Source organism: Geodermatophilus obscurus (genome assembly GCF_900115395.1).
Classification (GTDB): domain Bacteria; phylum Actinomycetota; class Actinomycetes; order Mycobacteriales; family Geodermatophilaceae; genus Geodermatophilus; species Geodermatophilus obscurus_B.
Genome location: NZ_FOWE01000003.1, coordinates 291,099 through 303,792, shown reverse-complemented (window position 1 = coordinate 303,792; position 12,694 = coordinate 291,099). Strand labels below are relative to the sequence as shown.

Below are 12,694 nucleotides of genomic sequence, written 5' to 3'. Positions count from 1 at the left end.
TCGCAGGTGATGTCTGCTCGCTCCCGCGCCAGGGTCCTGGCCAAGCTCGTCGCGATGATCGTCGTGGCCGGTGCGCTCGTCGCCGGCATGCTGCTGCCCTTCATCGGGGGCACGGGAGTGGTGGCACGCAACTCCGCGTCCCTGCTCGACGCGCTCCCGGTGGAGCTCACCGACGCCACCCCGGCGGGCAACTCCCGGGTGCTGGCCGCCGACGGCTCGCTGATCACGAACTTCTACACCAACAACCGCACGGTCGTGACCTCCGACCAGATCGCCGACGTCATGAAGCAGGCGCTGGTCGACATCGAGGACTCGCGGTTCTACGACCACAACGGCCTGGACGTGCAGGGCACGCTGCGCGCCGCGGTGACCAACCTGTCGGCCGGGTCGGTGCAGGAGGGTGGCTCGACGATCACCCAGCAGCTGGTCAAGCAGACGCTGCTGGAGACCGCCGACACCGCCGAGGAGCGGACCGCCGCCGTCGAGCAGGACGGCGTCGAGGGCCTGTCGCGCAAGCTGCGCGAGGCCCGCCTGGCCCTCGCGCTCGAGGAGACGTACGCGAAGGACGAGATCCTCACCCGGTACCTCAACATCGTGTACTTCGGGCGGGGCGCCTACGGGATCCAGGCCGCCGCCCAGCGCTACTTCAGCGTGAACGCGAGCGACCTCACCCTGCCGCAGGCCGCCACGCTGGCCGGGCTGGTGCAGAGCCCGGGCCAGGACGACCCGATCACCAACCCGGAGCGGGCGCAGAACCGCCGCAACCAGGTGCTGCAGCGGATGTTCGACCTCGGCCACGTCAGCGAGGCCGAGCTGACCGAGATCTCCGCCCAGCCGGTGCAGGTGGCCGAGGGCGGCAACGCGCCCAACGGCTGCATCGACGCCGTCGTCGGCGGCTTCTTCTGCTCCTTCATGCAGGCCTACCTGACCGGCACCCTGGGCATCCCCCAGGAGCAGCTCGACAACGGCGGGCTGACCATCCAGACGACGCTGGACCCGCAGCTGCAGGTCTACGGCGACCAGTCCGTGCTGCAGACGCTGCCGATGGGTGCCGAGCTCGCCGGCATGTTCACCGCCGTGCAGCCGGGCACGGGCAACGTCCTGGCGATGAGCGTCAACCGGCGCTTCGGCTGTTCCGACCCCGACTGCGAGTCCGTCGTGCTGCACGCGGCGGCCAGCAAGGGCGCCGGCTCGACCTACAAGGTCTTCACGGCCGCGGCGGCGCTCGAGGCCGGCATCGGGGCCGGCACCGTGATCAGCACGCCGGGCAACCGGTACACCTCCCGGGTCTTCCGGGGCCCCTCCTGCGGCGGTGACCGCAACTCGTCCAACGGCTTCTACTGCGTCCAGAACGCCGGCAACTACCCCGACACCATCGACATGGTGGGCGCGCTGGTCCGCTCCTCCAACACCTACTTCCTGGCGCTGGAGGACCGCCTCGGCAGCGTCGAGGGGCCGGTGCGCATGGCCGAGCGGATGGGCATGGAGTTCGACCAGCCCAACCAGACCCCGGCCGACCAGATCATCGCGGAGAACCGCGGCTCGTTCACCCTCGGTGCGGAGGCCACCAGCCCGCTGGACCTGGTCACCGCCTACGCCACGCTCGGCGCCCAGGGCACCCAGTGCGACCCGGTGCCGGTGACGCAGGTCCTCGACCGCGACGGCCAGCCGCTCACCCGCGACGGCCAGCCCGTGCTGCCCGAGCCCGGCGGCAACTGCACGCGGGACGCGATCCCGCCGAACGTCGCCAACACGCTGGCGAGCATCCTCGTCGGCGACACCGCCCGCCCCGAGGGCACCGGCACCCGGGCCGCCATCCCCGGCCACCAGATCGCCGGCAAGACCGGCACCGCGCAGGGCCGGGACTCGGTGGCCTTCGTCGGCGTCATGCCCGAGTACGCGGCCAGCGTCATGGTCTTCAACCCCAAGGCCCAGCAGGACGTCGGCGGCTTCGGCGGCAACATGCCCGCGACCATCTGGCGCAACGCGTTCGCGCCCTACCTCGCCGACAAGCCGACGTCGGCCTTCCCGCCCGTCGACCCGGCGCTCATGGGCGGCGCACCGGCCCCGCCCACCGGGAACCAGGGCGGCGGCGGCAACGGCGGCGGCAACGGCGGCGGGGACGACGACGACGGGCGCGGCAACGGCCGCGGCAACCGGGGCAACGGCGGCTAGCGGCGCCCCCGGACCGCCTCAGCCCAGCTGGCGGCGGACCTCCGCGGCCACCCGGCCGCCCTCGGCGCGCCCGGCGACCACCGCGTTGGCCGCGCCCATGACGCGGCCCATCTCCTTCATGCCGGTGGCCCCGGTCCGGGTGACGACGTCGGCGACGATCGCGGCGAGGTCGGCGTCGTCGAGCTGCGCGGGCAGGTAACCGGCCACCACCTCGCCCTCGGCGCGCTCGCGGCCGGCCTGCTCGGCCCGGCCGGCGGTGTCGAAGGCCTCGGCGGCCTCCCGCCGCCGCTTGGCCTCCCGCCGCAGCACGCCGAGCACGTCGTCGTCGGACAGCTCGCGGGCCTCCTTGCCGGCGACCTCCTCCGCGCTGACGGCGGCCAGCACCATGCGCAGCGTCGCGGTGCGCAGCTCGTCGCGGGACTTCATGGCGGTGGTGAGGTCGGCGCGCAGCCGGTCCTTGAGCTCGGACACGCCCTCCAGCCTGGCACGACGTCGCAAGCACGATCCGCGCCGGGCGCAGCCGCGACGTAGGCTCGTCGACCGTGCGCTGGTACACCGCCCTGCCCACGGCCGCCGTCGCCACCGGCACCGCGACCGTGGCCTACGCCTCCCTCTACGAGCGCACCCGCTGGACGCTGCGCCGCTTCGACGTCCCGGTGCTCGCGCCGGGCTCGGCGCCGCTGACCGTCCTGCACCTGTCGGACCTGCACATGACCGCCGGCCAGCGGTCCAAGCAGGACTGGGTCGCCGCGCTCGACGGCCTCGAGCCCGACCTGGTCGTCGACACCGGGGACAACCTCGCCGGCACCGACGCCGTCCCGGCGGTGCTGCGCGCGCTGGACCCGCTGCTGGAGCGGCCGGGGGTCTTCGTCACCTCGTCCAACGACTACTTCGGGCCGCGGCCGAAGAACCCGGTCAGCTACCTCACCCGCAGCGAGAAGCGGGTGCACGGCGAGGAGCTGCCCTGGCGCGACATGCGCGACGCGTTCACCGGCCGGGGGTGGCTGGACCTCACCAACGCCCGCGGCGAGCTCACGGTCGCCGGGCGGCGCATCTCCTTCGCCGGCCTGGACGACCCCCACCTCAAGCGGGACCGCTACGACGACGTCTCCGGCCCCGCCGACGCCACCGCGGACCTGCGCATCGGCGTCGTCCACTCCCCCGAGCCGCGGGTGCTCGACCGGTTCGTCGCCGACGGCTACGACCTGCTGCTGTGCGGGCACACGCACGGCGGGCAGCTGCGGGTGCCGTTCTACGGCGCGCTGGTGACCAACTGCGGCATCGACCGCGACCGCGCGCGCTGGCTGCACCGCTGGGCCGGGCCGTCGCCGGAGCGCCCGGCGGGCACCTGGCTGCACGTCTCCGCGGGCCTGGGCACCAGCCCCTACGCCCCGGCCCGGTTCGCCTGCCCGCCGGAGGCGACGCTGCTCACGCTGACCGCGCGCGCAGCCTGACCCGGCGCCGGACCGGCCTGCCGGCTCGGCTACAGTGGACCAGTCACACCCGGGGTGTGGCGCAGCTTGGTAGCGCGCGTCGTTCGGGACGACGAGGCCGCAGGTTCAAATCCTGTCACCCCGACTCACTACCCAGGGGCCGCCGGAAGGCGGCCCCTGGGTGCGTTCCGGCCCCGTTCCGGTTGAGCGCCGTCCGCAGCGGGCACCGACGGCCCTGATGACCGAGTGGTTGCTCCTCCTCGCTGCCGTGGTGCTCACGGCGTTCACCGGCTTCTTCGTGGCGGCCGAGTTCTCCCTGACCACGGTCGACCGCGGCCGCGTCGAGGAGGCCGCCCGGGCCGGCGACGCCGGCGCCGGCGGCGTCGTCACGGCGCTCAAGACGCTGTCCACCCAGCTGTCGGCGGCGCAGCTGGGCATCACGCTGACCACCCTCGTCGTCGGCTACCTCGCCCAGCCGGCGATCGGGGAGCTGGTGCGCGGCCCGCTGGAGGCCCTCGGCCTGTCGCAGGGCGCGTCCACGGGGGTCTCCTACGGCCTGGCGCTGGCCCTGGCGACGACGCTGCAGATGCTGCTCGGCGAGCTCGGCCCGAAGAACCTCGCCATCGCCAACCCGATCGGCGTCGCCCGCTGGGTTGCGCCGGGCATGCGCGCGTTCACCGCGGTCACGGGCCCCCTGCTCAACGCCTTCCAGCGGCTGGCCAACGCCATCGTGCGGCGGCTGGGCTTCGAGCCCCGTGAGGAGCTCGACTCCGCCCGTGGCGCCGACGAGCTGGCCTCTGTCGCCCGCCGCTCCGCGGAGGAGGGCGATCTCTCCCCCGTCGCCGCGCGGCTGCTGCAGCGCTCGCTGGGCCTGCGCGCCAAGTACGCCACCGACGTCATGACCCCGCGCACCCGGCTGTGGACGCTGCGCGCCAGCGCCACCGCCGCCGACGTCATCACCGCGGCCACCGAGTCGGGCAACTCCCGCTTCCCCGTCTACGGCTCCGACCTCGACGAGGTCACCGGCGTCGTGCACGTGAAGCGCGCCGTCGCGGTGCCGGAGGCCGAGCGGATCCACCGCACCGCCGGGGAGCTGGCCGACCCGGTGCTCGCCGTCCCCTCGTCGCTGCGGCTGGAGCGGCTGATGGACCTGCTGCGGGAACAGGGCCTGCAGATCGCGCTGGTCGTCGACGAGTGGGGCGCCACGCACGGGGTGGTGACGCTGGAGGACATCGTCGAGGAGCTGGTCGGCGAGATCACCGACGAGACCGACCGACCGCTGCGCACCCTGCGCCGCCTCGGCGACCGGGAGTGGCTGCTCTCGGGCCTGCTGCGCCCGGACGAGGTGCTCGAGCGCACCGGCATCGCGGTGCCGGAGGGGCGCTACGAGACGCTGGCCGGGTTCCTCGCCGAGCACCTGCAGCGGCTGCCCGAGGAGGGTGACACCGTGGAGCTCGAGCAGGCGCGGCTGACCGTGGAGTCCCTCGACGGCCGGCGGATCGCGCGGGTGCGGGCCGAGCGGACGGTCGTCCTGCCGGCGGGGGCCACCGCATCGGCCCGGCAGCGCGCGGAGCAGAAGGTGGCGGCGGCGTGAGCGACGTCGTCAGCCTGCTGGTCCTGGTCGCGCTGCTCCTGGGCAACGCCTTCTTCGTGGCCGCGGAGTTCGCGCTGGTGTCGGCCCGGGTCGACCAGATCGAGCCGCGCGCGGCGACCGGTGCGCCCCGGGCGGTGAAGACCCTGGCCGCGATGCGCAACGTCTCGCAGAACATGGCCGGCGCGCAGCTGGGCATCACCCTGTGCTCGCTCGGGCTGGGCGCGGTCGGCGAGCCCGCCGTCGCGCACCTCATCGAGGTGCCGCTGCACGCCCTGCACGTGCCCGACGCGCTGCTGCACCCGATCGCGCTGGTCATCGCCCTGTCGATCGTGACCGTGCTGCACATGGTGCTCGGCGAGATGGTGCCGAAGAACATCACCCTCGCCGGGCCCGACCGGGCCGCGCTCGTGCTCGGCCCCGCGCTGGCGGGGTTCACCCGGCTGCTCAAGCCGGTCATCTGGTTCTTCAACACCACCGCCAACGTCTTCGTGCGGCTGTTCGGGGCGACCCCCACCGACGAGGTCGCGGCGAGCTTCGACGAGGCCGAGATCCGGTCGATGATCACCCAGTCGCGGCGCGAGGGGCTGCTGGGCAGCGAGGTCAGCCAGCTGGCCGCCGGCGCGCTGACCTTCGAGCAGCACCGCGTCGAGGACGTGCTGCTGCCGATGGACACCGTGGTCACCGTGCCGCGCTCGACCACGCCGCGGCAGCTCGAGGCCGTCGTCGCCGAGCACGGCTTCAGCCGCTACCCGGTGCAGGGCGACGACGGCACCCTGGTCGGCTTCGTCCACGTCAAGGACGCGCTCGGCGTCGCGGCCGCCGACCGCGACCGGCCGATCGCCGACGACCTCGTCACGCCCCTGGTGCCGCTGGCACCGCGCACGCAGTTGCCCGAGGTGCTGTCGGAGATGCGCGCCCAGGGCGCGCACCTGGGCGGCGTGGTGGACGGCGGCGGGGGCGAGCGGCGGACCGTCGGCCTCGTGGCGCTGGAGGACGTGCTGGAGCTGCTCATCGGCGACGTCCGCGACGCCGCGGCCGAGCACACGCGGGTGGTGGCCGACCGGGCCCGGCGCGCGTCGGGCCGCCTGGCCGGGGCGCAGACCGGGGCGGGCGCCGGGGGCCGCTGACGGCACCTCCTCCTCCCGGCCGTTCCCCGGGGGCGCGGGCGCTCCGGAGGTCGCATCATCGGTGACGTACACCACAGCGACGAGGGGACGGCCATGAGCACCGACGCATCGACCGGGACCGGGGACCGCACCGCCGTCGACGGCGGCACCGACGGCGGCTTCGACGGGGCCGCCATCCGTGAGGTGCTGTACACCGACGGCATCACCGCGCTCAAGGGCGCCTTCCCGCGCGCGTGGGCCCAGCAGCTGCGCGAGGACGTCGACGCCGCGTTCGAGGAGGCACGGGGCCGCGAGGGCGGCGCCGTCGGGCGGGGTCCCCAGCGCTGGTACGTGGAGATCCACCCGGAGGCGCTGCGCGGGTTCGTGGACCTGGTCGACCACCCGTGGGTGCGGACGACCTGCGAGGCCGTCCTCGGACCGGAGTACACCATCGTCGAGGTCGGCTTCGACACCCCCTTCCCCGGTGCGAAGGACCAGCCGTGGCACCGGGACTTCCCCAGCCCGCACGAGACGCGGGAGGAGCGGCGGCTGACGTCGCTGGCCTTCAACGTGACCACGGTCGACACCACGGAGGACATGGGCCCCTTCGAGGTGGCGCCCGGGACGCAGTGGGAGACCGGCGAGGACTTCGACCACGGGATGTTCCCGCCGGAGAGCGAGTACCCGCGCTACGCGGCGCTCGCCGTCCGCAAGTACCCGCAGATGGGCGACATCTCGGTCCGGTCGGCCCTGACGCTGCACCGCGGGACGGAGAACCACTCGCAGCTCTCCCGCCCGGTGCTGGTCCTGGGCGTCGACGCACCCGGCGCCGGCAACGACGAGCACCACGACCTCGCGGTGACCCGCGGCTACTGGGAGCGGCTCCCCCAGCGGGTGCGGGACCACCTGCGCTGCCCCGTCGTCGACGAGCTCACGCCGATCACCCAGAAGCACACGATCGAGGGCCTGGTGATGGGCTGAGGCCGACACCCCGGCGACGCCCTGCGGGGGTGCGGGCACGATGGGCCGGTGACCGCCGAGCAGACCGCCCCGCTCCTCCCGCCCGACGTCACCGCCCGCTGGCAGGCCCGCTTCCGGGCCCCACGGGTGAGCCTGCCCGACTGGGCGCTGCACGCCCCGCACCGCTGCCTCTACGCCTCCGACGTCAGCGGCGTCGTCGAGCAGTACGCCTGGGACCGCACCACCGACGCCCACCGGCAGGTCACCGACCGGCCCAACGGCACGCTCATCGGCACGCTGTCGCCCGACGGCGAGCAGATCTGGTGGTTCGCCGACACCGACGGCGACGAGTTCGGCGTCTGGATGGTGCAGCCCTTCTCCGGTGGCGAGGACCGCGTCGCCGTCCCGGAGGTCGGGCCGGCCTACCCCGCCGGGCTGGAGATCGGCGCCTCGCTCGTGGCGATCGGCCGCTCCACCGACGACGGCAGCGAGCTGTGGCTCGCCCCGGCCGGCGGCACCCCGCGGGTGGTCTACCGGCACGAGGACCCGGCGTCGGTGGACGCCCTCACCCTCGACGACGAGCTGCTGGTGATCTCGCACTCCGAGCACGGCGACCCGCGCTACCCGGCGCTGCGGGTGCTCCGCACGGCGGACACCACCGAGGACGCGCCGGCGGTCGTCGCGGACAAGTGGGACGGCGAGGGCCGCGGCCTGCACGCGCTGGAGTTCGCCCCGCTGCCCGGGGACCGGCGGCTGCTGGTCGGCCACGAGCGCCGCGGCCGCGAGGAGCTGCTGGTGTGGGACGTCGCCACCGGCACCGAGACCGAGATCGTGCTCGACCTGCCCGGCGACGTCACCGCCGGCTGGTACCCTGACGGGTCGGCGCTGCTGGTCGGCCACGACCACGCGGCCCGCAGCGAGCTGTACCGCTACGACCTCGGCAGCGGGGCGCTGGAGCGGCTGGACACCCCGACCGGCGTCGTCCGCGGCGCCACGGCCCGGCCCGACGGCACGGTGGAGCTGGCCTGGTCGTCGTCGGAGCGCCCGCCGGTGATCCGCCGCGCCGACGGCCCCGTCGTGCTGGCCGCGCCGGGTGAGGAGCCGCCGGCCGCCCACCCGGTCGAGGACCGCTGGGTGCCCGGACCGGGCGGAGACGTGCACGCCCTCGTCGTCCGGCCGGCCGGGGAGCCGCCGTACGCGACCGCGTTCCTCGTCCACGGCGGGCCGGAGTCGGCCGACGACGACAGCTACCGCGCCCGCCGCGCGGCCTACGTCGACGCCGGGTACGCCGTCGTGCACGTCAACTACCGCGGCTCCACCGGCTACGGCAGCGCCTGGCGTGACGCGCTGACCGGCCGGCCGGGGCCCAGCGAGCTCGAGGACGTGGCCGCCGTCTACGACGCGCTGGTGGCCGAGGGGTTCCTCGACCTGTCGCGGGCGCTGATCACCGGCGGCTCGTGGGGCGGTTTCCTCACCCTGCTGGGCCTGGGCACCCAGCCCGGGCGCTGGGCGGCAGGCATCGCCGAGGTGCCGGTGGCCGACTACCTGGCCGCCTACGAGGACGAGATGGAGGGGCTGCGCGCCTACGACCGGGCGCTGTTCGGCGGCTCGCCGGACGAGGTGCGCGAGCGCTACGTGGAGTCCTCGCCGATCACCCACGTCGAGCAGGTGCGCGCGCCGGTGCTGGTGGTGGCCGGCGCCAACGACCCGCGCTGCCCGATCCGGCAGATCGAGAACTACCTGGGGCGCCTGGGGGAGCTCGGCAAGCCGCACGAGGTGTACCGGTTCGACGCCGGCCACGGCTCGCTGGTCATCGAGGAGACGATCCGCCAGGTGGAGACGGCGCTGTCGTTCGCGCTGCGCCACGTGCGGCCGTGACCGCCCTGGCGGGGAGCAGGGCCACGACGGCCAGCGTCACCAGCAGGTAGAGGTCCTCGACGACGATCCCGGCCACGCCGAGGTCGTGGTGGGCGCCCGGCCGTGCCTCGGCGAACCAGATGGACGACGACGCCAGCACCAGCGCGGTGACGCCGGCCAGCGCGCCGGCGAGCACGCACGGCCGGCGCGGGGTGCCCGGCGCGGTCGGCGCACCGGCGGCGACGTCGACCAGCACCACCAGGGCCGGCACCAGCCAGACGAGGTGGTGCGACCAGGTGACCGGGCTGACCAGGCAGGCGGCCAGGCCGGTCAGCGTGACGCCGGCCAGGTCGTCCCCGGCGCGGGTGGCGCGCACCGCCCGGGTCAGCACGAACACGAGCGCCCCGGCGGCCAGGACCGCCCACACGATGCGCGACGGGTCGCCGGGATCGGCCAGCCGGGCCAGCGCGCCCAGCAGCGACTGGTTGGACGTCTTGTCCAGCCGGCCGACGCGCTCGGTCTGCCACAGCGCCTCGGTCCAGAACCGCCACGACGTCGCCGGGACCACCGCGAACGCCAGCAGGGTCGCCGCGGCGGCGGTGCCGACGGCCACCTGCGCCGCGCGCCACCGCCGGGTGAGCAGCAGCCACACCACGAACAGGCCCGGGGTCAGCTTCACCGCCGCGGCCAGCCCGATGCCCACCCCCGCCCAGCGCGAGCCGCGGCGCAGCGCCACGACGTCGGCCAGCACGAGCGCCAGCAGGAACAGGTTGACCTGCCCGAACCCGATCGTCTCCCGCACCGGCTCGACGAGGAAGACCAGCGGCAGCGCCCACAGCCACGCCCACGGCAGCGGCCACCCGTGCCGGCGGGCGAGCGGCACGACCAGCCACCGCGTCAGCCCGGCGAGGACCACGACGTTGAGCAGCACGTGCCCGGCCGCGACCACCGGGTAGGGCAGCAGCCCCATCGGCAGGACCAGGAGCGCGGCGAACGGCGGGTAGGTGAACCCGTAGGGGCTGCGGCCGTAGGTGAAGTCGTAGAGCTCCCGCCCGTCCAGCCACGACGCGACGGCGCCGCGGTACACCCGCAGGTCGAAGAAGTCGTGCCACGGGTCGTTGGGCACGACCACCGACGCGCCCGCCACCGCGGCCACGAGGGCGAGCAGGACCCCGGTGCGCACCGCGACGCGGCGGCCGGCCGTGCGCGTCGCGGTGCCGGTCACGGGACGCAGCGCCCGGTGCGCTAGCGGCGGGCGAGGAGCAGCTCGGCGATCTGGACGGTGTTGAGGGCCGCACCCTTGCGCAGGTTGTCGTTGCTGACGAACAGCACCAGGCCGCGGTCGCCGTCGACGCCCCGGTCCTGCCGGATGCGGCCGACGAAGCTGGGGTCCTGGCCGGCCGCCTGGAGCGGGGTCGGGACGTCGGTGAGCTGCACACCCGGGGCGCCGTCGAGGAGCTCGGTGGCCCGCGCGACGGTCAGCGGCCGGGCGAACTCGACGTTGAGCGACAGCGAGTGCCCGGTGAAGACCGGCACCCGTACGCAGGTCCCGGACACCCGCAGGTCGGGGATGCCGAGGATCTTGCGGCTCTCGTTGCGGAGCTTCTGCTCCTCGTCGGTCTCGAACGAGCCGTCGTCGACGACGCTGCCGGCCATCGGGAGGACGTTGTAGGCGATCGGCCGCACGTACTTCCGCGGCTCCGGGAACGCCACGGCCGACCCGTCGTGGGTCAGCTCCGCGGCCTTGTCGACGACCGCCTTGACCTGCCCGTCGAGCTCCTCGACGCCGGCCACCCCGCTGCCCGAGACCGCCTGGTAGGTGCTCGCCACGATGCGGACCAGCTGCGCCTCGTCGTGCAGCGGCTTGAGCACCGGCATCGCGGCCATGGTGGTGCAGTTCGGGTTGGCGATGATCCCGCGCGGGACGTCGTCGAGCGCCTTCGGGTTCACCTCGGCGACGACGAGCGGCACGTCGGCGTCGCGCCGGAAGGCCGAGCTGTTGTCGACGACGGTCACGCCGGCCGCGGCGAAGCGCGGGGCCTGGGCCCGTGAGGTGCTGGCGCCGGCCGAGAACAGGGCGACGTCGAGGCCGGTGGGGTCGGCGGTGGCGGCGTCCTCGACGGTGATCTCGCCGTCCCCCCAGGGCAGGGTGCTGCCGGCGGAGCGCGCGGAGGCGAAGAACCGCAGCTCGGCCAGCGGGAAGCGGCGCTCGGCGAGGACCTGGCGCATCACGGCGCCGACCTGGCCGGTGGCGCCGACGATCCCGACGCGGAGCCCGTCACTGGTGAAGGTCATCGTCCGGTCCCTCCGTAGACCACGGCCTGCTCCTCGTCGGTACCGAGGTCGAAGGCGTCGTGCACCGCGCGGACGGCGAGGTCGACGTCGCTGTCGCGGCAGACCACGGAGATGCGGATCTCCGAGGTGCTGATGAGCTCGAGGTTGACGCCGGCGTCGGCCAGGGCGCCGAAGAAGCGGGCCGAGACGCCGGGGTGGCTGCGCATGCCGGCGCCGACCAGGCTCACCTTGCCGATGTGCTGGTCGAACCGGACGTCGCTGTAGCCGACGGTGTGCTTGACGGCCTCCAGCGCGGCGATCGCCGTCGGGCCGTCGCTCTTGGGCAGCGTGAAGGAGATGTCGGCGATCTTGCTGCCCTCGGCCGACACGTTCTGCACGATCATGTCGATGTTGATCTCGGCATCGGCGAGCACCCGGAAGATCTGGGCCGCCTCGCCGGGCCGGTCCGGGACCCCGTAGACGGTGATCTTGCCCTCGCTGCGGTCGTGCGCGACGCCGGTGATGATCGCCTGTTCCACGCTGAGGTCCTCCATCGAGCCGGCGACCACGGTGCCGGGGAGCTGTGAGTAGGAGCTGCGGACGTGCACCGGGATGCCGTACCGGCGGGCGTACTCGACGCAGCGGAGCATCAGCACCTTCGCGCCGGAGGCCGCCAGCTCGAGCATCTCCTCGTAGGTGATCGTCTCCAGGCGCCGCGCGTTGGGGACGATCCGCGGGTCGGCGGTGAAGACGCCGTCGACGTCGGTGTAGATCTCGCACACGTCGGCCCGCAGCGCGGCGGCGACGGCGACGGCGGTGGTGTCCGAGCCGCCGCGGCCGAGGGTGGTGACGTCCTTGGTGTCCTGGCTGACGCCCTGGAAGCCGGCGACGATGACGATCGAACCGTCGTCGAGCGCCGAGCGCAGCCGGCCGGGGGTGACGTCGATGATCCGCGCCCGGCCGTGGCTGCTGGTGGTGATCACCCCGGCCTGCGAGCCGGTGAAGGACCGTGCCTCGTAGCCGTGGGTGCTGATCGCGATGGCCAGCAGCGCCATGGAGATGCGCTCGCCCGCCGTGAGCAGCATGTCCAGCTCGCGGCCGGGCGGCTCGTCGGTGATCTGCGCGGCCTGGTCGAGCAGTTCGTCGGTCGTGTCCCCCATCGCCGAGACGACCACGACGACGTCGTTGCCGGCCTTCTTCTCCGCGACGATGCGCTCGGCCACGCGCTTGATGTGGGCGGCGGAGGCCACGGAGGAGCCACCGTACTTCTGCACGACGAGGGCCACGGGTCCACA

10 protein-coding genes and 1 tRNA gene are annotated in these 12,694 nt (G+C 74.3%); 7 read left to right on the top strand and 4 right to left on the bottom strand.

Going from position 1 to position 12,694, the window contains the following annotated elements:
• Positions 1-9 precede the first annotated feature (9 nt).
• On the top strand, positions 10-2,175 hold the full coding sequence (locus BM165_RS07475) for a transglycosylase domain-containing protein (RefSeq protein WP_083427182.1): 2,166 nt from the start codon (positions 10-12) through the stop codon (positions 2,173-2,175).
• An 18-nt stretch (positions 2,176-2,193) separates the two neighbouring features.
• Here BM165_RS07475 and BM165_RS07470 read toward each other — a convergent pair whose 3' ends face one another.
• On the bottom strand, positions 2,194-2,646 hold the full coding sequence (locus BM165_RS07470; protein ID WP_075012877.1) for a GatB/YqeY domain-containing protein: 453 nt from the start codon (positions 2,644-2,646) through the stop codon (positions 2,194-2,196).
• Positions 2,647-2,717: 71 nt separating this feature from the next.
• Here BM165_RS07470 and BM165_RS07465 point away from each other — a divergent pair, with 71 nt between their 5' ends.
• From BM165_RS07465 to BM165_RS07440, 6 genes are all read left to right on the top strand, one after another.
• On the top strand, positions 2,718-3,629 hold the full coding sequence (locus BM165_RS07465) for a metallophosphoesterase (protein WP_075012876.1): 912 nt from the start codon (positions 2,718-2,720) through the stop codon (positions 3,627-3,629).
• Positions 3,630-3,679: 50 nt separating this feature from the next.
• A tRNA-Pro gene (locus tag BM165_RS07460) sits at positions 3,680-3,753 on the top strand.
• Between the two features lie 93 nt (positions 3,754-3,846).
• The gene (locus BM165_RS07455) at positions 3,847-5,202 is read left to right on the top strand and encodes a hemolysin family protein (RefSeq protein ID WP_075012875.1); all 1,356 of its coding nucleotides are present in this window, start codon (positions 3,847-3,849) and stop codon (positions 5,200-5,202) included.
• Positions 5,199-6,329, top strand: a complete 1,131-nt coding sequence (locus tag BM165_RS07450) for a hemolysin family protein (RefSeq protein WP_075012874.1) — start codon at positions 5,199-5,201, stop codon at positions 6,327-6,329. Before BM165_RS07455 ends, BM165_RS07450 begins: the two co-directional genes overlap by 4 nt.
• A 93-nt stretch (positions 6,330-6,422) precedes the next feature.
• Positions 6,423-7,289 (top strand): phytanoyl-CoA dioxygenase family protein, encoded by an 867-nt coding sequence (locus BM165_RS07445; protein ID WP_083427152.1) that lies wholly within the window; start codon positions 6,423-6,425, stop codon positions 7,287-7,289.
• A gap of 48 nt (positions 7,290-7,337) precedes the next feature.
• Positions 7,338-9,146 carry a S9 family peptidase gene (locus tag BM165_RS07440; protein ID WP_075012873.1) on the top strand — a complete coding sequence of 603 codons (1,809 nt, stop codon included), beginning with the start codon at positions 7,338-7,340 and terminating at the stop codon, positions 9,144-9,146.
• On the opposite strand, the gene BM165_RS07435 is transcribed toward BM165_RS07440, so the two are convergent.
• The 3 genes from BM165_RS07435 to BM165_RS07425 are packed head-to-tail and all read right to left on the bottom strand — an operon-like array spanning position 9,079 to position 12,685.
• Positions 9,079-10,350, bottom strand: coding sequence for a glycosyltransferase 87 family protein (locus BM165_RS07435; RefSeq protein WP_075012872.1), 1,272 nt, complete (start codon positions 10,348-10,350; stop codon positions 9,079-9,081). The genes BM165_RS07440 and BM165_RS07435 overlap by 68 nt on opposite strands.
• Before the next feature lie 20 nt (positions 10,351-10,370).
• Positions 10,371-11,420 (bottom strand): aspartate-semialdehyde dehydrogenase, encoded by a 1,050-nt coding sequence (locus tag BM165_RS07430; RefSeq protein ID WP_075012871.1) that lies wholly within the window; start codon positions 11,418-11,420, stop codon positions 10,371-10,373.
• Positions 11,417-12,685, bottom strand: coding sequence for an aspartate kinase (locus BM165_RS07425; protein ID WP_075012870.1), 1,269 nt, complete (start codon positions 12,683-12,685; stop codon positions 11,417-11,419). Before BM165_RS07425 ends, BM165_RS07430 begins: the two co-directional genes overlap by 4 nt.
• Positions 12,686-12,694 lie beyond the last annotated feature (9 nt).